General features: G+C 56.6%; 18 protein-coding genes. 5 read left to right on the forward strand and 13 right to left on the reverse strand.

Annotated elements, in window-relative coordinates:
* Positions 1-113 precede the first annotated feature (113 nt).
* From M017_RS0119715 to M017_RS29475, 6 genes are all read right to left on the reverse strand, one after another.
* Positions 114-1,385, reverse strand: a complete 1,272-nt coding sequence (locus M017_RS0119715) for a CotH kinase family protein (protein ID WP_162179990.1) — start codon at positions 1,383-1,385, stop codon at positions 114-116.
* A 239-nt stretch (positions 1,386-1,624) separates the two neighbouring features.
* A complete protein-coding gene (locus tag M017_RS0119720) occupies positions 1,625-3,373 on the reverse strand; it encodes an ABC-F family ATP-binding cassette domain-containing protein (RefSeq protein WP_031499882.1) in 1,749 nt (582 codons plus the stop codon).
* Between the two features lie 26 nt (positions 3,374-3,399).
* The gene (locus tag M017_RS0119725; protein WP_162179991.1) at positions 3,400-4,152 is read right to left on the reverse strand and encodes a PEP-CTERM sorting domain-containing protein; all 753 of its coding nucleotides are present in this window, start codon (positions 4,150-4,152) and stop codon (positions 3,400-3,402) included.
* Between the two features lie 69 nt (positions 4,153-4,221).
* Entirely contained in the window at positions 4,222-5,445 is a 1,224-nt protein-coding gene (locus M017_RS0119730; protein WP_051670642.1) for a serine hydrolase domain-containing protein, read from the reverse strand.
* Positions 5,446-5,466: 21 nt separating this feature from the next.
* Positions 5,467-5,856 carry a Rossmann-fold NAD(P)-binding domain-containing protein gene (locus tag M017_RS0119735; protein ID WP_031499885.1) on the reverse strand — a complete coding sequence of 130 codons (390 nt, stop codon included), beginning with the start codon at positions 5,854-5,856 and terminating at the stop codon, positions 5,467-5,469.
* A 5-nt stretch (positions 5,857-5,861) separates the two neighbouring features.
* The gene (locus M017_RS29475; protein ID WP_155121531.1) at positions 5,862-6,158 is read right to left on the reverse strand and encodes a hypothetical protein; all 297 of its coding nucleotides are present in this window, start codon (positions 6,156-6,158) and stop codon (positions 5,862-5,864) included.
* A 213-nt stretch (positions 6,159-6,371) separates the two neighbouring features.
* On the opposite strand from M017_RS29475, the gene M017_RS0119745 reads away from it, so the two are divergent.
* From M017_RS0119745 to M017_RS0119765, 5 genes are all read left to right on the forward strand, one after another.
* A complete protein-coding gene (locus M017_RS0119745; RefSeq protein WP_238325982.1) occupies positions 6,372-7,202 on the forward strand; it encodes a helix-turn-helix domain-containing protein in 831 nt (276 codons plus the stop codon).
* Between the two features lie 28 nt (positions 7,203-7,230).
* A complete protein-coding gene (locus M017_RS0119750) occupies positions 7,231-8,772 on the forward strand; it encodes a B12-binding domain-containing radical SAM protein (protein WP_051670643.1) in 1,542 nt (513 codons plus the stop codon).
* An 87-nt stretch (positions 8,773-8,859) separates the two neighbouring features.
* Positions 8,860-11,019, forward strand: a complete 2,160-nt coding sequence (locus M017_RS0119755; protein ID WP_031499889.1) for an acylase — start codon at positions 8,860-8,862, stop codon at positions 11,017-11,019.
* A gap of 218 nt (positions 11,020-11,237) precedes the next feature.
* Positions 11,238-12,548 carry a magnesium transporter gene (gene mgtE / locus M017_RS0119760; RefSeq protein ID WP_031499890.1) on the forward strand — a complete coding sequence of 437 codons (1,311 nt, stop codon included), beginning with the start codon at positions 11,238-11,240 and terminating at the stop codon, positions 12,546-12,548.
* A gap of 18 nt (positions 12,549-12,566) precedes the next feature.
* On the forward strand, positions 12,567-15,299 hold the full coding sequence (locus M017_RS0119765; protein WP_272945416.1) for a PAS domain-containing protein: 2,733 nt from the start codon (positions 12,567-12,569) through the stop codon (positions 15,297-15,299).
* A 43-nt stretch (positions 15,300-15,342) separates the two neighbouring features.
* Here M017_RS0119765 and M017_RS0119770 read toward each other — a convergent pair whose 3' ends face one another.
* From M017_RS0119770 to M017_RS0119800, 7 genes are all read right to left on the reverse strand, one after another.
* Entirely contained in the window at positions 15,343-17,562 is a 2,220-nt protein-coding gene (locus M017_RS0119770; protein WP_031499892.1) for a xanthine dehydrogenase family protein molybdopterin-binding subunit, read from the reverse strand.
* Between the two features lie 15 nt (positions 17,563-17,577).
* Positions 17,578-18,078 carry a (2Fe-2S)-binding protein gene (locus tag M017_RS0119775; RefSeq protein ID WP_031499893.1) on the reverse strand — a complete coding sequence of 167 codons (501 nt, stop codon included), beginning with the start codon at positions 18,076-18,078 and terminating at the stop codon, positions 17,578-17,580.
* A 343-nt stretch (positions 18,079-18,421) separates the two neighbouring features.
* Complete coding sequence (locus M017_RS0119780; RefSeq protein ID WP_031499894.1) at positions 18,422-18,955, reverse strand: DsbA family protein; 534 nt, start codon at positions 18,953-18,955, stop codon at positions 18,422-18,424.
* Between the two features lie 4 nt (positions 18,956-18,959).
* Positions 18,960-19,430, reverse strand: coding sequence for a redoxin domain-containing protein (locus M017_RS0119785; protein ID WP_031499895.1), 471 nt, complete (start codon positions 19,428-19,430; stop codon positions 18,960-18,962).
* 6 nt (positions 19,431-19,436) lie between these two features.
* A complete protein-coding gene (locus M017_RS0119790; protein WP_031499896.1) occupies positions 19,437-19,802 on the reverse strand; it encodes a hypothetical protein in 366 nt (121 codons plus the stop codon).
* A 39-nt stretch (positions 19,803-19,841) separates the two neighbouring features.
* Positions 19,842-20,504 carry a Crp/Fnr family transcriptional regulator gene (locus tag M017_RS0119795; RefSeq protein ID WP_031499897.1) on the reverse strand — a complete coding sequence of 221 codons (663 nt, stop codon included), beginning with the start codon at positions 20,502-20,504 and terminating at the stop codon, positions 19,842-19,844.
* Between the two features lie 25 nt (positions 20,505-20,529).
* A complete protein-coding gene (locus tag M017_RS0119800; protein WP_162179992.1) occupies positions 20,530-21,624 on the reverse strand; it encodes a PAS domain-containing sensor histidine kinase in 1,095 nt (364 codons plus the stop codon).
* Between the last annotated feature and the right edge of the window lie 158 nt (positions 21,625-21,782).

The following is a 21,782-nucleotide window of genomic DNA, read 5'->3' on the forward strand; positions in this document are numbered from 1 at the left end:
GCCGCTTGAAGCTTGCACTGGATGCCGCCCTGAGTCCGCTGAGGGCGGCTGTCGTGAGTGCGAGAAATGCGCGTCTGCTGCTTCGAAAGGGTTCTGCTAACTGCACCGAAGTCCTACGGATTATTGTTGTTGACGTTGCCGAAGATCATGTTGGTTGTTCCGTCCGGAAACCGGATAATCACCGGAACTTTTCCAGTGGCCAATTCCCCGGGGACGAACCCATTGATCTGCACAGCAGAAGTGTACAACAGCGCCGCAGAATAACCATTAATGAGAACCGTAAGGTTCTCGGTGGGCAGGTTGGTGCCGTAGATGGAGAAGTAGCCGTTCGGAGTGAGTACGGGGGAGCCGGTGAGCGCGTCTCCAATCCCACCTTCATACATTAGGGCCGTACTGGGCTGTTGATCTTTGATCTGATCGAGAATCGAGTCCAGCCGCGTGGCGACGAACCATTTTCCGCCAAACACATCGTATTCGAACGCCTCATTGGTGCATTCACTCTGGAAACAGATTTTGTTAGGGTCGGCATAGACGGCGGCGCGAATCTGATCGGCATATTCGTCGATCTTGCGGATGGCCCAGCCGTCTTCATAGCCTGTCGTGGCAGCGACCTCCATCAGGGCGTCGAGATAAATTTTACGGAGTGCGGGATTGTTCATGGCCCGGCGGAGCAGAACGTTCTGGTCGTAGCGCTCGAAGACGGATTGGTCGGCGTACCCAAAGGTCATGTCTTTGTCTTTCGGGATAAAGAGAAACTTGTTGGTGCCCTTGTACTGGTAGAGGTAGAAGTTATTGATGCCGCCTACGCCGGCAATGCCGTCGAAGTCAGCGATATAGTTTTCAACGGCGAGTTCTGTGAGCATCTGCTTCCAGTCCAGAAAGGCGCCCACTGCCGATGCAAAATCCTCGTCGCTGGATTGATTGATGGCTCGAATGAATGAAACCAAGGCCGTGGTGTCGGGAGAATCCGGACTCTCCGGGGAAAAGTGAATGGGCACATAAAGGCCGGGATCCTCGCCAAGATACTCAAAAAAATAGGAGGGAAGGCCTTCGGCTTCGTATAGATTCCCATTACTCTCTCCGAGGGTGCGCTTGAGGAAGACCTTGTCGACATCTTCGTCCACTTCAAAGACTCCGAAAAATTCTCCATTCAGGAAGAGCTCGGCAGAGGACTGACGGGGTGCGTAGATGCCCACCCGCTTGAAGATATCCATGGCGACGCGCTGCCGGAGCTGGGAGGCATCCTGAGTATTTGCTTTGAGACCGAAACCTTTGAGCGAGAGCAGGGTTTGACCATCTGTAAATTTATCGAATTTGACCTTGATGCTCGGCTTCCGAGGGTCGCGGCTTCCGTGTCCCTTTTGCCTGACGCCTACGGACTTCATCACAATGCCGTCAAATACTAAGTCCGCTTGGTAGTAAGTCTTGTCGTCTACATTCGCATTTCGAAGGGCAAGATAATCATTCGGATCTATGGTAATTCGAACAGTGTGGAGAACGTTGGGGGCAAATATGGGGTCACTGTCTGATTGGGAAAAGGCTAAGAAAGTGAATGCAAAGCAAGACAAACCCAAGACTCGGAGGAGTTGCATGCAAAGCTGACGCTTGAAAGTTTAAAAAAGTTTCAGCTTGTCTTTTCAGTTAATTCTGCCCACCGAACATATAAGGAGTCCACCTCAGATTCGAGTAAGTGAAGTTCCGCATAGACTTCTTGTAGTCTGATATGATCGCTTACTACAGTAGGCGAGTCCGCCTCCTCACGCTTGGCTGTCAGGCGCATTTCGGCGTCGGCGATTTTCTCTTCAATCTGATCAAATTCACGCTGCTCTGTATAGCTCAGCTTCTTACGGCTGGCATTGGATTGCGTGTTGGTGGTGACCTTTTGCTTGGCGGCAGGAGCACGCTTGGCGCTCAGATCCTGCTCATACTGTTCATAGTCGGCAAATAAGGTGGCGCCGCCTTTGCCGTCGAGACCGAGGACGTGGGTGGAAATGCGGTCCATCAGATAGCGGTCATGTGTGACCAACACGAGGGCGCCGGCGAATTCCTCGAGCGATTCCTCGAGCACGCCGAGAGTGGGAATGTCGAGGTCATTCGTGGGTTCGTCGAGGAAAAGTACGTCCGCCTCTTTGAGCATGAGTTGAGCGAGGAGGACACGAGCGCGCTCGCCCCCCGAGAGACGGTGGACCGGCTGCTGGAGTTGATCGGGATCGAAGAGGAATTTCTTGGCCCAGGCGTTCACGTGAATCACGCGGCCCTGGAAGATCACCGAATCGCCGTGTGGCGCCAGCGCGACCTTCAGGGTTGCCTGGGGATCGAGTTGCTCGCGCTGCTGATCGAAGTAGACTAGCTTGAGGTTCTCTGCCCGCCGGATCTCGCCCGTATCGGCAGGCAGGCTGCCCAGGAGCAGCTTGAGCAGGGTCGATTTGCCGCTGCCGTTGGCGCCAGCAATGCCCAGTTTGATTCCAGGGACGAGGACGATGTCGAGATCCTGAAAGAGGAGCTTACCTCCCAGGGACTTGGAGAGTCCGGTTGTCTCGACGAGGCGCTTGGTCTGGCGATAGGACGAGGTGAAATCCATCGTCGTGGTGGAAACCTTTTCGCGGTTCTCCATCTCTTTCAACTCGCCGATCAGTGCGTGCGCAGAGTCGATGCGGGCCTGCGATTTGCGGGTACGTGCCTTGGCCTTCCGGCTGAGCCAGACCAATTCGCGGCGCACGACGGCTTCGAGTCCGGCCTTGCGTTGGCGCTCGGCTTCAAAATATTGCTCGCGGCGTTCGAGGAACTTGGAGTAGTTTCCTTCGACGCGGAAGAGCCCGTCCGGATAGACCGAGTTCAGCTCGGCAACATGGGTCGCGGTGTTCTCGAGAAACTGACGGTCGTGGGAGATGATGACACTCGAAAACGGGGCTTGGCGGAGGGAACGCTCTAGCCACAGAATGCCTTCGAGGTCGAGATGATTGGTCGGTTCGTCGAGGAAGAGAAGATCGGGTGATTGCGAGGCCGCGTGAGCGATAGCCAGCCGCTTTTTCCAGCCGCCGGAGAGTGATTTGGTGAGGACTTCGGCATCGGTAAAGCCGGCGAGGCCGAACCAGATGTTGTCTGTGGTGAGGTAGTCCGCCACGCGGGCGTCTTCAGGAAAAACGGGGTCCTGGGGGACTGTGGCGATCTTGAGACCCTTGCGTGGGGCAACGATGCCGGAGTCCGCAGACTCCTGGCCGGACAGGATCTTGAGCATCGTGGACTTGCCCGCGCCGTTGGGCCCAATGAGCCCAAGGCGCTGGTTGTCCTCGATGGTGAGAGAGACGTTCTGAAACAGGGTGGTGGCGCCGAATTGCTTGGACAGCAATTGCACCGAAAGGAGTAAGGCCAAACTCTAAAATAGCGCGGCTGGGGAGCTCAGGTCAGTTTTAGGGGGCACAAAGGCACGAAGCGGCGCCGGATCAGGACACCGAGTAACGCGGTTCCGGCCAGCAGCCAAGAGCCCGGCTCCGGCACTTCGGAAGGATTCGAGCTTGCGATTTGGCCTCTCACCCCGTAGGCGTAGTCCGCTTTGGACTGCTCCTCGCTATAGCTTGCGATGTAGTCGCCGATGTTCTGCATCTGTGGGAAGTTAATTCCCTTCACAAAGGACAGGCCGTCGGTGAGTGCCTGAATGCCGTTTTCCCCATTCGTGCCGAAGAGATAGGTTTCTCCCTGGCCCGGGGTGACGGGTGAGATGTTGATCCAGTATTCGCCGGGACCGAGCAGGAGGGTAGGGATCGTCACGCTGCCGCGGAATGTTGTGCTGGCATCATCGACAACCACCATGTCGGCGACGAGTGCAGCCGTTCCAGACGCCACCAGCGTTCCATCGATTCCCGATCCGATGCCTGTCCGAATCTCCCAGTCCGCAGTCGTAGGTAGCTCGGTGCTGAAGATGTACAGCCAGGAAGCGAATAGTTCATTCACATTCCAGGATTCACCCACGATAGTGAAGTTGTCGTAGATGTGAAGACCCGCGGGGGAGCGGCAGAGCGAGCAATCGAGAAAGTTTCCGCCGTTTGGAAGGCTCATTGACGGGGTTCCGTTGTCGAAAAGGGTTGCGCCCGCGCCAGGGAGAGACGCGAGCATGACGATCAGGGGAAGTAGGTAGGTTTTCTGGGTCTTCATAAGCGTTTTGCTGTACGTGCGCGGGTGCGCCACAAAAGCTGTCATTCGACCCAGAATTTAAAATAAGAGCTATTTCGCCGCGATCGCCCCGATCACCATCTGCAGGGTTTTGCCGGTTGCATCACCAACCGGAGTAGCTTTCCAATCCGCACGGGAGCCATCGTAGCTGTACTTGACAGGCAAGCGCGTGAGCGCCGGATCATACTGGCCTTCCGTGCCGCCCATCTTGTAGATGACCAGATCGAGGGAAGGGACGACGTAGATGGCATAGCCGCCGGAGCCGCCCTTCCAATACGCGTCCTTGGGAACACCAGCGAGATGGCCGTCATCGTTCACATTGAAGTTGAAGCTATGGGTGTAGTGAGGGTTGTACTTTGTGCTGCGGCCGCATTCCTGGACAAAACTGGCGGGGAGAATCTGTTGCTTGTTCCAGCGGCCTTCCTTGAGCATCAGATACCCAAAGCGCAGCATATCGGTAGAACGGACTGCGATACTTCCGCCGCCAGGAGTATGGAACATGCGGCCATTCTCATCAATGCCACCTTTCAGCTTCGGACGGTACATCGCGTAACCCCAAGTGCCGAAGCCAAGCGGGCCGGTGAGACGTTTGCGCATGTAGTCTTCCATCTCGATTCCCATGACGTGGCGGACGGTAATGGCGGCGATGTGGCTGGAGGAGGTGGTGTAGGAGTAGCAATCGCCCGGGGCGCACCAGAGGGTCTGCTTCAGTGCAAAGTCGTCGGTGGTAGACCAGGGACCGTTGTCGATGGTCGGGTTGGGCCATTCCTGCTTGACCCCTTTGATGTACACCGGGTTCGTTCCGCGATAGCCCGCAGACATCGAAAGAACTTGCCCCAGTGTGATGTCCGCTTTTCTCGGATCGTCAATCGGGAAAGCACTGGGCGGCAGGAAGGCAGGCGTATAAATTTTTTGATCGAGACCTTGGGGGAAAAGCTTGGGCCGGTCCTGCATCATCATTCCCACTGCGACGCTGGTGAAGGCCTTGCCGCAACTGGCGAGTTCGGGCAGTGCTTCGCGATTGCCGCGGCCGAAGTACTTCTCGTAGACGAGGTAGCCATGCCGAACAACCAGGAGGCCGCCGTGCTGGCTGGTTTGCTCTACATAACGAAAGGCTTCGTCTAACTTTGCAACATCAAGACCGGTGGTCTGACGGATCTTTGCCGCATCGCTTAGACTGCGCCATCCACCCTGGTCATCGGGCTTCGGGAAGTAGTCAGCGGCGAAAGCAAGTGTGGGCAGGAGGACGAGGGAAGAGAGGGTGCGCTGGATCACGCACACATCATATCGGAGAGATTAATGTGGAGCGCGCCAGGGCGTTTCTGCAACGGCAGCGACTGGCTTGCGAAAGGCCTTCTTCTTGAGGGCAGCAGCTTCGCGATTCTCGGTGCAGTTCTTTGCGTAGCGGCTCATTTCCTCTTCCCCGTAGGTGAGGAGGGGCGTCTGAACGCCATTCTCATGCTGCTCCAGCAGGCTGCGGCACAGCAACGGAAGGTCCTGGACCTGGATGCCATAGCGGCGCGCCTGCTCCAGGTTGGCGCGCACGGCACATTTCGTACGGATTCGGTCCTCGCCCATTCGCTCGAAAGCAAAGACACGGAAGCCGGCAACCTGAGTGAAGCCCGCAAGCATGTACTGGAGTTTGGAGGGCTTGGTTTCTGCGAGAGATTGTTGTGTTTGGGTCATAAAGGTTACCGGGACGTCCGCCGGTTTTCTGACGGCTCATATTCAAAAACAAGACGATCCTGACGGGTGAGCCGACGGGCTCCGTCACAGACTTCATAAACGAATCCAGTGGCACGCGGATTGGTGACAGAGGTATTGGCGTCCTGCAAATGGACCAGCAAGGCACTTTGAATATTTTCAGAGACCCCTATGTAGATCCATTCGTGTGGATTGGAAATGCCGTAGACACCAGCGAGTTTCGGGGCGTAGCTCTGTATTTCGCCAACGGTGAAATTACGAGGAATACATTGTTCAAATGGCATGGGAGCCTTTGGGAGCGGAGGGTCTGGGTGACTAAGAGGAGGGGACGGAAGCTTAGCCTTAGCGCAAATCTTCCGCGAGTGGACCGAAATGTCCAGACGTTAACTAGTATGGGTTAACTTTTCTTGCTTGTCAATTAAAAGCATGTCACAATTGGTCGGTCTGTTTACCGCTTCGAGTTAAGTGTGGATGTTTCTCTATTGATACGGCAACGGTTGAACGAGTTGGGACTTGATCAAAAAGATCTGGCCTCGGCGGCGCAAGTCACGGAGTCCTACATCTCGCAATTGCTAGCGCGCAAGAAGGCGCCTCCTGCGCCAGCGCGGACGGATATCTACGAAAAAATTGGATTATTTCTGAATGTTCCTAGTGAGGAACTCTCGATGCTGGCCGAGTTGCAGCGCCGTACGGACCTGAAGAAAAAGGTCGGCGATTGCCCCACCGCATTGTTACAGGATTGCCGTCTCCTGATTCTGCGCAAATGCAATGGGGGACGCAGGGCAGCGGTGCAACGGATCATTGAAAAAGATTCTTTTGGGGAACTCGAGCGTCTGGTGGCCCAGACGATTGTCGAAGTGGTGCAGAACGTAGCGCGGGAAGAGTTGCGGAACGAAGAGTGGTTGCGACGGCTTGCGCAGCAGAGTGGCCGGAGCTTTGAGCAAATGCGGGTGGCGATCCTTGAGTTTCTGGATGCCGATATTTTTCAGGTGTCGGCAGAACATTGTGCTCTTTTTCTTGACCCGATCCTGGAGACATGGGATATCGTGTTGAAAACGTTTGCGATGGAAGTCATCTTAAGTCCGCGTCTGTCCCCCCGTGGAGTGTTGCGATTTGCATATGTCGAATCGTCTGCCAGGACAGATGCGCCTTTCGAAGAAGCGCTTGAGCAGTTCTTGCGCGATACTTCCCTGAGCGGGGATGTGACAAAAGAAGAAGTTGAGTTCCTGCGCTCGCTCCGTTTCCGCGGCAGGAGACCCACGCCACTGTATTATTACCGAGAGCTGCAAAATTTGAGAGACCCTTTGCATTTCCGGGCCGTGAACTGAACGCGTCCATGTTCGAAAGAGGATTTTCATGCGTATTTACCTGGTGAACCCGAGTGACATTGCCTTTGGTGTCGGTGTGATTACACCCCGTTGGCTCTATGTCCTGGCTGCCGCAACCCCGAGGGAATATGGCGATCCTGTGATCGTCGACGAGACGCTGGAAGCGCTGGACACGGACGGCATTCGGAAAGGCGACATCGTTGGCATTGGGATTCATACGGCAAATACGCTGCGTGGATTTGAAGTCGGACGAATTGCCAGGGAACGTGGCGCCACGGTTGTATTTGGAGGAATTCATGCAACCTTATATCCCAAAGAAGCACAAGAGCTTGGTGGCGCGCATGCAGTGGTGAAGGGCGACGGAGACGTTGTCTGGGGACAAGTGATTGCAGATGCCGTTGCGGGAAATCTGAAAGAGCTTTATGACGGCGGACGCGTGAGCGCGGAACGTTTTAAGCCGGCACGCTGGGACTTACTGCCCGCTGAGAAATATATGTTCGCATCCGTGCAGACGGTGCGTGGATGTCCGAAGCATTGTTCCTTTTGTTCGGTCTGGAGAACGGATGGACAGCAGCCGCGCCAACGTTCGAGCGATGTGGTGATCGAAGAGATTGTCGAGTTGCGCCGCCTGGGGTATCGCTTTATTACTCTGGCCGATGACAATTTTTATCCTGTTACCTTAGAAGACATTCGCCTGGCGGAGAAGCAAGGCAATGTAGAGCGGGTTGCTGAGCTGAAGAACTTGCGCGCCGAACGATTTGAGTTCATGGATCGCTTGGCTGCTCTGCCGTCAGATACTGTGTTATTTACACAAATCACGATGGAAGCGGCTGAGGATCCGGCATTTCTCAAAGCGATGAGCCGGGCGAGAATTAAGGGAGCACTTGTCGGAATTGAAGCCGTGACTCCTGAAGGATTGAAGAGTGTATTCAAAGACTTCAATCTGTCTGGCGACAATCTGGCAGCGCGTTTGAAGTTATTCAAGCATCATGGCGTTCATGTCTTAGGAAGCTTTATTTTCGGCTTGCAGACGGATCGCGCCGAGACTTTTGCCGCAACCGCAGAACTGGCGAAGAAAGCCGATCTGAGCTTTGCGCAGTTTGTCATGATGACGCCTTTCCCAGGCACTGTTGACTTCGACCGCTGGGAGAAGACCAATCAGAATCCAGAGAAGGTGGACGGCATTCCGATCACGCGCTATTGGCTGATTCCGGTACATAAGCGCCCCAAGCTTTATATGCCGCATCCGAGCATGAGCGCCAGTGAGATTCGCGAGCGCACACAAGGTGTCTGGGATAACTACTACACACTGCCGGAGATCTGGAAGCGTGCAGATTGTGTGAAGAGCCTGAAGGCAAAGCTCGCTTTTGTCTTTATCTCGAAACTGTATCGTCAGATGTATGCAAATACCGGAATCGCGACAGACAGCGCGCGGCGCAAGAGTGCAAATCGCTGGGCTCGTCTGACGGCTGCGGTTTGTTTGAAACTATTCAAGGGCAGGAAGATGCCGGAGTTACAGGTGCCGCAACTTGTCGTGCAGCAGCCGATGCTGACGAATATCGCGCAGTAGTTGGTTCGCCAGGATTGGAGTGAGGAGTTTGGACGCAAGGCGTCCGGACTCCTCATTTTTATTTCCGGATGGGTAAAATAGCCAAACATGAAACTCCGATTCTGTTTGCTCCTGTTTGCCGCTGGGCTCTGTTGTGCTGCAGTTGAGGAGGCGGAGCGCTACGCAAGGCGGGCGGCGGCGGTCACCATCCTGCGCGATGACTGGGGCATTGCGCATGTCTATGGCAAAACGGATGCCGATGCTGTGTTTGGAATGATCTATGCACAGGCCGAGGATGACTTCAATCGCATGGAGACAAACTACCTGAACGCATTGGGCCGTCTGGCGGAAACGGAAGGCGAAGGGAAGATCTATCAGGATCTGCGGATGAAGCTTTTTATCCGGCCCGCGGAACTGAAGAAGCAATATGCGGCAAGTCCTGTGTGGTTGAAGACGCTGATGGATGCGTTTGCCGACGGGCTGAACTATTACTTACTGAAGCATCCCGAAGTGCATCCGCGCGTGATCCGGCGCTTTGAGCCTTGGATGGCTCTCAGCTTCAGCGAAGGGAGTATCGGCGGCGATATTGAACGGGTGATCAAACTCGAGCAACTGCAGGCCTTCTATGAGAAAGGGCCGAAGCTGCAGGCTGCCTTCGAGCCGATCGATCCGGAGCCCCGCGGCTCCAATGGGATCGCAATTGCACCTGCAAACACGGTGGACGGCAAAGCTCTGTTATTGATCAATCCTCACACCTCATTTTTCTTCCGGTCGGAGTTGCAGATGGTGAGCAGCGAAGGACTCAACGCCTATGGTGCGGCAACCTGGGGGCAGTTCTTTCTCTATCAGGGTTTCAACGAACGCAATGGCTGGATGCACACCTCGAGTGGCGTGGATGCTGTGGATGAGTATCTGGAGACGATCGAGAAAAAGAACGGCAAATACTTTTATCAGTATGGAAAAACTTTGCGGCCGGTGGTCGCAACCGAGATCACCATCCCCTATCGCAGCGGGCAGGGAATGGCGGAGCGGAAGTTCACCGTGTATCGGACGCATCATGGTCCGGTCATCCGGGAGGCCGGCGGCAAGTGGGTGACCATTCGTCTGATGCAGGAGCCAGTGAAGGCTCTGATGCAATCCTATTTGCGAACAAAAACCCGGGACTATGCCGGGTTTCGCAAGACGATGGAGTTGCAAGCAAACTCGTCGAACAACACGATTTATGCCGACGCTGACGGGACCATCGCCTATTTCCATGGCAACTATATTCCGAAGCGGGACAGGCGATTTGATTGGACGAAGCCAGTGGATGGGAGCGATCCGGCAACAGAATGGCAAGGTTTGCATGCCGTTGCGGAGACGCCGCAGCTCTTGAATCCAGCGAGCGGTTGGCTGTACAACGCGAACAACTGGCCCTGGTCTGCGGCGGGCACGAGTAGTCCAAAGCGGGAGATGTTTCCGGCCTATGTCGAGAGCGGAACCGAATCGGCGCGCGGCTTGCACGCCATCCGGCTTCTTGCCAACCGGAAGGATTTTACGCTGCAAGGGCTGATGGACGCGGCTTATGACAGCTATATGCCTTGGTTTGAGAAACCCATCCCGGCGTTGGTGCAGGCCTGGGAATCCTTGCCTGCTGCCGATCCAGCGAAGGCGAAGTTGTCCGAGCCCATGGGCATACTGCGCGGTTGGGATTTCCGCTGGGATGCCGCCTCAATCCCCACTTCCGTGGGTGTGTTCTGGGCGGACGAGATGACGAAGCGATTCCGGGGCGCGGCGCGGGAAGCGGGAGTCCCCTTGGAAGAGTATTTGGTGAAGGCGGCGCCGGCGCCCGTGTTGCTGGAGGGGTTCGCGATGGCCATCCAACGGCTGACGACGGACTTCGGCACCTGGAAAAAGCCTTGGGGGGAGATCAATCGTTTCCAGCGGCTGACGGGAGACATTGAAGCGCATTTCGACGATGCGGCCGCGAGCCTGCCGGTGGGCTTCCCTTCGGCGGTCTGGGGATCTCTGGCCTCCTTTGGGGCGCGCCCCTATCCAGGAACGAAGAAGTGGTACGGAACCAGTGGCAATAGTTTTGTCGCGGTGGTCGAGTTTGGGCCCCGAGTGCGCGCCTTTGCGGTTTCGGCTGGGGGTGAGAGTGGCTCGCCGGGGTCCCCGCATTTTAAGGATCAGGCGAAGCGCTATAGTATCGGGGCTCTCCGCGAGGTTTACTTTTATCGCGAACAATTAGCGGGGCACACCGAGCGGAAGTATCAACCGGGCGACTAGGAGCGCCTTCCTGATGCTACAGATCCTGGAGCCGGTGCCGTAGCGAGTGATTTCGGGTTACTCTCTACATCCCCTCTCGACAGGATTGACCTTTATGGGGTGAGGCCGTAACCTGAGATGGGTCGCCATGGCGATCACACTCCAGAACAGCGGCTCTTTCCTGATTGCCCTGGTGGTGCGCGCAATCCAGGCTTCTGCTGGTTCCTGGGAGAACCCAAATGGCAAAATTGTTAACCGAAGCGGACGAGTTACTGGAACTTTGGCCGGACCTCGATCCGGCGGAGCGGCTCGATGGATTTCGGAGCTTGCCTCGTGATCAAGCCGACGATTTTTTCCTGGCTCTTGGGGCCCGCAATCAATTAGACATCATTCGCCTGCTGCCTCCGGGAGAGCGGCGGATCTGGCTGCGCCTGCTGGCGCCGGACGACACCGCCGATTTGATGCAGATTGCCTCGAAAGAGGAACAGCCAGAGTTGCTTGGGCAACTGGATGATGTGGCGCGGCGTGAAGTGAATGCGCTGTTGGCCTATCAGGACGATGTTGCGGGCGGCTTGATGAGTCCGCGCTTCATTCGATTGCGGCCAGGGATGACCACGGACGAGGCGATCAGCTACTTGCGCCGCCAGGCGGGCCAGGTGGAGACGATCTACTATGCCTACGTGCTCGATGAGTACCAACGATTGCTGGGCGTGGTGAGCTTCCGGGCCTTGTTCTCGGCCGATTCCTCAAAGACGGTACGCGATGTGATGCGGACCAAGTATGTGGTGGCGACCGAGGATCTTGATCAAGAGGCGGTGGCGAAACTGGTTTCCCAGAACCATCTGCTAGCGATTCCAGTGGTGGATGCGGAAGGCCGCATGAAGGGAATCGTGACGGTCGACGACATCGTCGATGTTGTGGTGGAGGAAGCGGGCGAGGACATCCAGAAGATTGGTGGTCTGGAGGCGTTGGACGGCCCCTATCTGGAGATCCGGTTCTGGAGCATGTTGAAGAAGCGCGCGGGCTGGCTCGCGGTGCTGTTTCTTGGGGAGATGCTCACCGCAACCGCGATGGGACATTTTGAAGAGGAGATTGCGCGGGCCGTGGTGCTCGCGCTGTTTGTTCCTCTGATCATCAGTAGTGGCGGCAACTCCGGTTCGCAAGCAACGACGCTGGTCATTCGCGCGATGGCAGTACAGGAAGTCCGGTTGCGGGATTGGTGGCGTGTCATCCGCCGGGAGATTGGCGCCGGGCTCGCTCTGGGGACTACGCTCGCCCTCATCGGCTTAGTCCGAATTCTGGTTTGGCAGGCGATCTGGCATTCCTACGGAGAACATTCGGTTGCCGTTGCATTTACTGTGGCCGTAAGTCTGGTGGGCGTTGTGTTATTTGGCACCATTGCTGGCTCCATGCTGCCGTTTCTTCTCCGCCGGGCTGGGCTGGATCCGGCCAGTGCTTCCGCGCCTTTTGTCGCCACTTTGGTAGATGTGACCGGACTTGTTATTTACTTCTCCGTTGCCAGTGTAATTCTGCGAGGCAGGCTACTCTGAGGAGTTCAGATCTGTATGATGGTGGATGTGTCACGGGCTATAGCCAGCGGGACATCAGAAATACCGTGGGTTGATTTCCGCGCAGTTTTTGATTGCAATCCCAACGCAGTTTTGGTGCTGGCGGCAGACCTTGGCTTCACGATCCTGGCTGTGAGCAAGGCGTATGAGCGGCTCCTGGGCCTTGCGCAAACAGAGCTGCTTGGCCGCAGCCTTTTCGAGTGCTCTCCTTATCGTTCGCCGAATGGTCACAGCCTGAATGAGCAATCGGTCCTTGCTTCCTTACGGCGTGTGATGGCGCACAGCGCGGAAGATCAAGTTCTCCTCGACCTCCACGACCGGATGCCCAGCGAGGAATTCCAAAAGCAGACTTGGAGCGCTGTGACCAGACCGGTGCTCGGCGCGAATGGTGAGGTTGTTTATCTCCTGCACACCGTGCAGAACTGTACTGACCTGGGCCCGGATTCGTTTCTCGTTCGGCTGGATGACGCCATCCGGCCTTTGGTGGATGCGAAAGAAATCACGCAGACCGTCGTGAAGCTTGTGGGCGAGCACCTTCAGGTGAATCGTTGTGTCTATGTGGATATCGATGAGGATGAGGAACGGTTCTACGTCATAGGCGTTTACCATCGGGACATCCATCGGGTTGTGCGCTACCAGATGAGTCAGTTCGGGGCTGGGATTCGAGAGCGAATGCGCCAGGGCCAACCCTGTGTTGTGTATGATTCCGAAGCGGATCCCCAGACTGCGGAGGTGCTGGATACCTATCGGGAGACGGGGATTCGTGCCGTCATTGCCGCGCCCGTTCGCAAGGCAGGCAAATTGGTGGGCACCTTTGCGGTGCACCATCGGTCGCCCAGGTTGTGGCGGCCTGACGAAGTGGAGTTGGTGCAGCGGGTGGCGAGCCGCTGTTGGGAATCGATTGAGCGCGCGCGGGTGGTGGCAGAGTTACGGCAACAGTGGGACACCTTCGATCTGGCTCTCTCGCAGCTTCCTGATTTCACATATGTCCTTGATGTTGAGGGAGGCGTCCGCTATGCAAATCGCGCCTTGCTGGCATATTGGCAGACAACGCTCCAAGAGGTGATTGGGAGGGGGTTCTTCGATTGTTATCCCGGGCCTCTCGCAGAGCGGCTGAAGCAACAGTTCCAAGAAGTGGTGGCAACGAAGAAGCCGCTACGCGATCAGGTGTTTGCGAGCAGTGCGAGCGGTACAGCGCAGGAGTATGAGTACACCTTTGTTCCGGTGATTGCGGAAGACGGGCACGTGGAAGGCGTTGCAGGCTCCGCGCGGGATATCACTGAAAGAAAGAGAAATGAGGAGCGGCTCAGCTTTGCGCTCGAAGCGGGCAGTGGCGTAGGGACCTGGGACTGGGAGATCGCCGCTGATCAGGTGTACTGCGATTCGAGATTTGCAGAGTTGTTCTCGGTGGATCCGGAGAAGTGCGTCGGCGGGATCTCTGTTACTGACTTCCTGGGTGGCGTTCATCCAGAAGACCGCGCGCACGTACGGGAATCGATTCGCCAGATCCTGGCGACGGGGCAGGATTTTGCGGAAGAGTACCGGGTGCTGAAGAAGGATGGTTCGGTCCGGTGGATCTTTGCGCGAGGCCGTTGCCGCCTCGATCATGAGGGCAAGCCGACTCGCTTTCCAGGAGTTGTGGTTGACATCACCGAGCGCAAGAAAACGGAGGAGGCGCTGCAGGAGAGTGGCGCACGCTTCCGCTTTCTGGCCGAGTCGATTCCACAGATGGTTTGGACTGCGAACTCGGATGGAATGATCGACTACGTGAGCCGCCAGGGATGCGCCTATTTTGATGCGGTGGAATCTGCGTTGCATGGCGTTGGCTGGCTCAGCCTGGTGCATCCGGACGACCGGGCTGCGACCGTCGAGCGATGGACGAGGTCGATTGCGACCGGGGACGCGTATGAGACGGAGTTCCGGCTACTCCGCGGAATCGATGGAAGTTGGCGCTGGCATCTGGCGCGTGCGCTGCCGTTGCTCGGAGAGGCGGGAGATGTCTTGCAGTGGTTTGGAACCTGCACTGATATCGAGAATCAGAAGTTGACGGAGTCGGAACTCACACGTGCCAACCGGGAGCTGGAAGAGTTTGCCTATGTGGCGAGTCACGATCTGCAGGAGCCGCTCAGGATGGTGAGTATCTTCACCGAACTGCTGCTGAAGAACGGACCGAAAGATAGAGCCTTGGATCAATATGCTGCTTATGTCCAGCAGGGTGTGGAACGGATGGAGGCCTTAATTCGCGATCTGCTCACGTTCTCAAGCACAGTCCATAGCGACTTGACGATTGTGGATTCGGCGAATCTGGCCACGGCCTTTCACGAGGCGATGGTTGTATTGAAGAATCGCATCGAGGAGACCCGGGCCATCATCGAGACCGATTCGTTGCCCATTATTCTTGGCGACACGACCCAGATGTCGCATGTATTCCAGAACCTGCTCTCGAATGCGCTGAAGTACAGGCGGGCTGATGTGCCACCGCAGATCAAGGTGCGGGTTCGGGAACGTGGGAGTGAATGGGTGGTGTCGGTGGAGGATAACGGAATTGGCTTCGATCAACAATATGCTGAGCGGATCTTCGGATTATTCAAGCGGCTGCACAAGAATGAATATCCGGGTACGGGATTGGGCTTAGCAATCTGCCAACGGATTGTGGAACGGCATCGGGGATGTATGTGGGCGGAAGGAACGGCGGGACACGGAGCGACGTTCTACTTTTCGGTTCCGCGTTGAGAAGAGAAAGAGGAGGAGCCGGGGCTCCTCCTCTTTTCGAGTACTAGGCCCAGCTAAAACCGCTCTTGGAAAGCGGAAGCGTCCGGAGCCTCTTTCCTGTTGCTGCAAAGATGGCATTGCAAACAGCAGGGAGGATGGGCGGGAGCGCAGGTTCGCCCAAGCCGGTGGGGGGATTGTTGGACTTGTTCCAGTGGACTTCAATCTCAAGCGGCGCGTTCTTCATGCGAACCAGCTCGTGCTGGTTGTAATTCTTCTGCATGACGCGACCGTTCTCGAGTGTGATCTCCTGGTGCATCAGTTCGCTCAGGCCGTCGACGACGGAGCCTTGCACCATGCTCTCTGCGGCGCGAGGATTGATGATCTGGCTGCCGATATCGCCGGCAACCCACACCTTCTTCACCTTGACTGCGTTTGCTTCGCTGACGCTCACTTCGGCCACATGAGCGAAGTAGCCGCGATGGCTAAAGTGGAAGCCGACGCCCATCGCCGTGCCTTTCGGGAATTTGCGCTTGCCCCAGCCGGACTTCTCCGCAGCAAGCGCAAGTACGCCCTTCATGCGAGTGGCATCGAAACCAGCCTGCGGTCCGGCCGGCAGTGGCAACGGAGCTGTATTCAGCAGTTCCATGCGGAAGGCGATCGGGTCCTTGCCGGCTGCTGTAGCGAGTTCATCGAGAAAGCTCTGGATGACGAAGGCATACACATTGCTTCCGGGGGCACGCAGCGCTCCTGTCCTCAATCGCAATGGCATGGTGGATACCTGCAATGCGAAGTTTGGAACAAAGCGGGCAGGGAACTCGCCGGGCTGCATAGCTGCTGAAGGCGCAAAGCGCTCTCCGTCTCCGTAGGTGATGAAGTGGTCCTGCCAGGCAACGATCTTGCCCGAAGCGTCGAGGCCTGCCTTGAGCTTCTGGAAGCCGCCGGGGCGATAGTAATCCTGTGTGAGATCGTCTTCGCGAGACCACAGAACCTTCACCGGGGCTCCAACTTGCTTGGAGATGTAGCAGGCTTCGGCTACGTAGTCATTGGTGAGACGGCGTCCAAAGCCGCCACCCGCGCGCAGCATGTGCATCGTGATATCGGCGTCCGTGATGCCGAGCGTCCGTGCGGCAATTGCCCGGCCGGCCGCGGGCGTTTGGCTATTGGTCCAAAGCTCCACCTTGCCGTCCTTGAAGTGCGCGGTAGTCCCTGGAGGTTCGAGCGGGGCGTGCGAGATGAAGGGGTAGACGTAGGAGGATTCAATCACCTTCGCCGCGCTGCTGAGCGCTTTCTCCACTTCTCCGTCATTGCGCAAGGTGCGCGCAGGGGGCTGCGCAAAGAGCTCTTCGGCTTGTTTGGCAAAGCCAGCGCTGCTTTGTTGCGCGGCAATGCCCTCATCCCATTCGATCTTCAGCTTGCTGCGTGCAGACTGGGCCTGCCACCAGTTGTCGGCAACGATGGCCACGCCAGGAGCAACACCGGGATCCCCCTGCATCACAGGCCCGGGAGGCGCAAAGCCCTCGACCACAAAGACATGCTTGATGCCGGGGAGCGCTTTGATTTCGTCGATATTGGCGCTTTTGACCTTGCCTCCAAAGACCGGGCACTTGTGGAGAACCGCGCAAAGCATGCCGGGAACCGTAAAGTCGATGCTGAACATCGGCTTGCCGGTGACGATATTCGCGTTCTCCCAGCCGGGAGTGCTCTGCCCAATGATCTTGTAATCCTTGGGGTCTTTCATCTGCAGCTTGCTTTGATCGGGCAGCGGCAGGGTGGCCGCTTTGCCGGCGATCTCGCCATAGCCAATCGATTTATTGGTTGCCTTATGGAATACGCGGCCGCTTGCCGTCGTGCACTCCGATTCGGGAACTCCCCAGCTTTGTGCGGCCGCACTCACCAGCATCTGGCGGCCTGCGGCGCCAACGCGGCGCAGCGGTTCCCAGCCGATTGGTGTCGACGAGCTGCCGCCCGCAAACTGCGAGCCATAGCGCTTCTCATCGGAGTCTGCCTGCTCAATGCGAACGGACTTCCAATCGACGTCGAGCTCCTCGGCGATCATCATGGGCAACATGTTTTTGGCACCCTGGCCCATCTCTGGCGCCTTGGCCATAAGGGTGACAATGCCATTCTGGGCAATGCTGATAAAGGCGCTGGGCGCGAGCGGAGGAGGAGCCGCCGGGCCTCCGCGGCCTTGGGCCACTGCCTTGGGTGCATCGTAGAGTCCGAGCAGGATGCCGCCACCGGCAATCGAGCTGACTTGGAAAAAGGAACGTCGGCTGAGATTCATGGATGTTTCCCTTTCCTATTCCTGGTTCCCACTGGACGTGTTGCCGGCCGCACCAGGCTTGGCGAGGCTAGCCGCGGCCTGATGGATCGCCGAGCGAATGCGGATGTAGGTGCCGCAACGGCAGGCATTGCCGCTCATGGCGGTATCGATGTCTGCGTCGGTCGGTTTGGGCGTCTTGGTCAGCAGGGCTGCGGCGGACATGATCTGTCCGGCCTGGCAATAGCCGCACTGAGGAACGTCGATTGCCTGCCATGCCACTTGCAACGCATGGGTGCCGGTTGCGGAGAGGCCTTCGATGGTGGTGATGGGTTGGCGTGCGGCAACAGAGACTGGGGTGATGCAAGAGCGAACGGCATTGCTCCCCATCAGTACCGTGCAAGCACCGCATTGTCCGGCGCCACAGCCGTACTTGGCGCCTTTCAGATTCAATACATCCCGCAATACCCATAACAAGGGCATGTCGGAGGGGACGTCAACCGTGTTGACCTTCCCGTTTACCGTCAGCTTCAGAGCCATCGATGGAACCTCGTGCGTAGTAACGCGATTTCAACAAACGGGGAAATCGTCTGTGTCTAGTCTATCGCTTCAAGCTGCGTGCGGGGAGGGGACGGAACCGGTCGTTTTAGGCCGTTCCCGCCAGCGGCGCTCTCCAGCGAAAGAGGAAGAAATGATGGCCGCAAAGTTCGCATCGATAGGGCTGGAGGAGCCAGAGAAAGGCTTGTTCCCAAGCATTCCGGGCTCCGACCCCGCGGAACTCGATCGACTTGCAATAGGGACAGTGAGAAGAGGACGTGGACTTAAGGTTGGACATGGGTGTCACTGGATGACTTTCGGTTTGGTTGATTCTGGATTGGTTGGGTCATGGCCTGCCTGCTTGTGATGCTGCTTCGATGGCCTCGGAAAGCCCTTCGAAGCTGATCGGGCCGGTGTATCTGGAACCATTGATAAAAAATGTCGGAGTACCGTTGACCCCGCTGTGGACCCCGCTCATGAAGTCGTGTTTGACCCGGGCCCGGAAGCTGCCGTCTTGCAGCGCTTCAGAAAGAGCATCGGTGTTGATCTCATACTTGGACGCAAGGCTGAGAAGCAGATCGAGCGAGAGCCGCGACTGGTTCTCGAAGATCGCATCGTGGATCTTCCAGTACTTGCCCACCGTGGCGGCAAATTCGGCGGTTTCTGCCGCCGTTTCGGCATGGGGGTGAATCTGGGTGAGCGGAAAGTTCCGAAAGACGAATCGCAGCATCCCGCCAAACTGCTTCTGGAGCAGTTTCACCACCGGGTAGGCCGCACCGCAGTGCGGACACTCGAAATCCCCATACTCGATCAGCGTCACAGGCGCATCGTCGGCGCCCTGAGTGTGGTCTTGCGCTGTCACTGCTTCGATGAGTGGCATGAATCTATTGCTCCAAGGCTTCCAGCGCTGTGAGAATGCCATCTGCGCCAGGATTGACGGCCACCGGGGAGCAGTAGCTCCAGCGAATGATTCCGTCCTTGTCAATGACAAAGAGCGCCCGCTCGGCGACCCCTTCCGGACGATAGGCGCCGTAGAGCTTTGCCACTGCTCCCTTCGGTTCAAAATCCGCCAGGAGCGGAAAATGCAGTTGCCGCGACTTGGCGAAGGCCGAATGGCACCATACCCCATCGACAGAGATGCCGAGGAGTTCCGCGTGATGCTTCTCAAACTCAGGGAGGATTTCGTTATAGAGGGCCATTTGATCAGAACAGACTGCACTCCAGTCGGCTGGATAGAAGGCCAGGACGACGGGACGCCCTTTGAGATCGGAAAGGGAAATGCTCTGATCCGGTGTCGCGTGGAGGGTAAAGTCGGGAGCCTTGGTGCCGACACCGAGAATCGTGGAATGACTCATATGTTCCTAGGATGTTCCGGCGCGCGAGGCGTTTCTGTTGCGCTGGATGCTTTGGTAGCGCGGGTCGGCGAGGAGCAGGCTCCGGACCTGATCGCTGATCTCCTGCCAGTCGTGGATGAAGTAGTACGCCTCTTGCTGGCTTAAGACTTCGGTGCGCTTGTCCTCGAGAATCGCGAGGATGGCTTCCGTGGTGGCACGTTTACGAGGGTCCTGTTGCGCCGCAAGTGTGCGCAATGCATTCGCAACCCGAATGAACTCCGCGTCTACCAGCCGGAGAATGATCTCGGCACGAGCCACCTGGTTGGGCGTGCCACGCAAGGCTGGAGCGGCCGCACCTCCGTCGTCTTCCCAAACTGCAAGGTTGCGGGACATCGAGTCATCGGAGATGCGGAAGCTTTTAATATGTGACTTCTAGTCGTGCAAAACGACATTGAGCAACGAACTGTGGATTTGCAAGGTTCCGTTGTACTCGATAAAGCCGAGACGGCGAAACTTATTCATAAAAAAACTGACCCGCGAGCGGGTGGTTCCGATCATCTCAGCCAGCGTCTCCTGACTGATCTTAGGGATGACTGTTTCCGGCTTGCCTTCCTTTCCGAAGTTCGCCAACAACAGGAGCGCACGCGCCAGACGTTTTTCGCTGGAGTTGAACAGTTGGTCCACCAGATCTTCTTCAATCCGCATGGTGCGCGTCAACATATAGGAGAGTAGCAGTTCTGAGAAAGAAGCCTCCGCCTGCAAGGTCTCGACCACCGTCGCCTTATCGATGCGTGTGATGATGCTGGCGGCCATGCAAGTTGCTGTCGACATCCGTTGTTTCTGCGCGGCAAGACAGCCTTCTCCAAAAAAGTTGCCGTCTCCAAGAACGGCAATGACCGCCTCTTTCCCGCTTTTGGAAACAACCGTAAGCTTTACCTTCCCCTTCTGAATGTAATAAAGCGAACTCGCAGGATCGCCTTGAGCAAAGAGAACGGTATGAATGTCCAGCGCATCAACCTTACGGCCTTTTCCTGGTTCACTCAAGAATCTGAGCACGCTGAACTTCGTTTGTTTCTTCGGTTTTTCTTGTTTCATGTTGTCGAATTGCTGCACAGTGTTTCTACCCGTTGCCCGATGGGAGAGTGCACTCCTTATGCTCACTCTCTGCCGCGATTGTGAAGCAGAAGCTTGAGCCCTTTCCGAACTCAGACTCCACCCAGATCGTGCCTCCCAACGCTTCGATGATCTTCTTGCAAATGGCAAGTCCAATCCCGGCGCCTGCGGTCTCTTCTCCATGGAGGCGTTTGAGGAGAGAGAAGATTTGTTCATGGTGCTCCGGTGCGATTCCGATCCCGTTGTCCTGGATCCGGATGATCCAGTCCGTTTGCTGCCGCTGAGCCGAAATATGAATTCTGACTGGAGCCGTGCTCCGGTATTTGATCGCATTGCTGATCAGATTCTGGAAGACTCGCAGCAACTGCCGTTCGTTTCCCTGTACCCGCGGCATGGCATCTATTGTGATCGTCGCGTTGCTGGTAGAGATGGCGTAGGCCAGATTCTCGAGAACTTCGGCAAGGACAGAATCGAGATGCATCGGACGGGGGACTCCATCAAAGCCCCTGAGGGCAAAAGCGTGCAGTCCTTCGAGTAAGGCAATCATGCGTGCTACCCCATCCACGATAAATTTCGCGCGCATCTTACTGTAGCTGTCTAATGTCGATCCCTGCATGAGTAACTCGGTGAACATGGAGATCGATCGCAGTGGTTCCTGCAAGTCATGGGCGACGGCATAGGCAAAGTCTTCGAGATCAGAATTCGAGCGCGCCAGATCGTCACTCTGGTTCTGTTTCTGCACCCGTGCCTCACGCCGGGCGCCAATTTCTCGAAAGTTGATGACGACCGCTGCAACTTTGGGTTCTGCCAGCAGGTTGGAGAGCGTCGTTTCTGCCCAGCACCATTTCCCGGCCTTCTGGTGTACACGTGCTTCTAGCTGGTGGGAACCTGGAGGATTCGCAAGCGAATCGCCCAGTACCTTGCGGAGTGGCTCCCGATCTTCAGAATGAATGAGATCGAATGCATTTCTTCCGACGAGTTCTTCAGGAGAATAGCCGAGCACCTTGGCCGTGGAGGCAGACGAATAGAGGATCTCACCGGTCGTGGTGACAAGCGTGATCACGTCGGAACAGTTCTCAACCAATGCCCTAAAAGATGGCACGCTAAAACCTCCGGGATTGTCTCCGCCGGGAGATCTTAATGTCATAGAGATGTTAATTGCAAGGAGAGCTGGCAGCTCGATTGCATCCCACCCCGTCGCTAACTTCGGGGCGTGCTCTAACGTAGCATTTCCAATAAAAAACGGCTGTATAAAAAAGC

Origin of the sequence: Bryobacter aggregatus MPL3, from assembly GCF_000702445.1 — a bacterium.
GTDB lineage: Bacteria > Acidobacteriota > Terriglobia > Bryobacterales > Bryobacteraceae > Bryobacter > Bryobacter aggregatus.

Coding starts and splice junctions, on each gene's coding strand:
- M017_RS0119780 (WP_031499894.1), bottom strand. CDS start 18,955: ATGCCACTCATCGAAGCAGTGACAGCGCAAGACCACACTCAGGGCGCC.
- M017_RS0119725 (WP_162179991.1), bottom strand. CDS start 4,152: ATGAAGACCCAGAAAACCTACCTACTTCCCCTGATCGTCATGCTCGCG.
- M017_RS29475 (WP_155121531.1), bottom strand. CDS start 6,158: ATGCCATTTGAACAATGTATTCCTCGTAATTTCACCGTTGGCGAAATA.
- M017_RS0119770 (WP_031499892.1), bottom strand. CDS start 17,562: ATGAATCTCAGCCGACGTTCCTTTTTCCAAGTCAGCTCGATTGCCGGT.
- M017_RS0119715 (WP_162179990.1), bottom strand. CDS start 1,385: ATGAAGTCCGTAGGCGTCAGGCAAAAGGGACACGGAAGCCGCGACCCT.
- M017_RS0119790 (WP_031499896.1), bottom strand. CDS start 19,802: ATGTCCCGCAACCTTGCAGTTTGGGAAGACGACGGAGGTGCGGCCGCT.
- M017_RS0119735 (WP_031499885.1), bottom strand. CDS start 5,856: ATGACCCAAACACAACAATCTCTCGCAGAAACCAAGCCCTCCAAACTC.
- M017_RS0119775 (WP_031499893.1), bottom strand. CDS start 18,078: ATGGCTCTGAAGCTGACGGTAAACGGGAAGGTCAACACGGTTGACGTC.
- M017_RS0119765 (WP_272945416.1), top strand. CDS start 12,567: ATGGTGGATGTGTCACGGGCTATAGCCAGCGGGACATCAGAAATACCG.
- mgtE (WP_031499890.1), top strand. CDS start 11,238: ATGGCAAAATTGTTAACCGAAGCGGACGAGTTACTGGAACTTTGGCCG.
- M017_RS0119750 (WP_051670643.1), top strand. CDS start 7,231: ATGCGTATTTACCTGGTGAACCCGAGTGACATTGCCTTTGGTGTCGGT.
- M017_RS0119795 (WP_031499897.1), bottom strand. CDS start 20,504: ATGAAACAAGAAAAACCGAAGAAACAAACGAAGTTCAGCGTGCTCAGA.
- M017_RS0119785 (WP_031499895.1), bottom strand. CDS start 19,430: ATGAGTCATTCCACGATTCTCGGTGTCGGCACCAAGGCTCCCGACTTT.
- M017_RS0119755 (WP_031499889.1), top strand. CDS start 8,860: ATGAAACTCCGATTCTGTTTGCTCCTGTTTGCCGCTGGGCTCTGTTGT.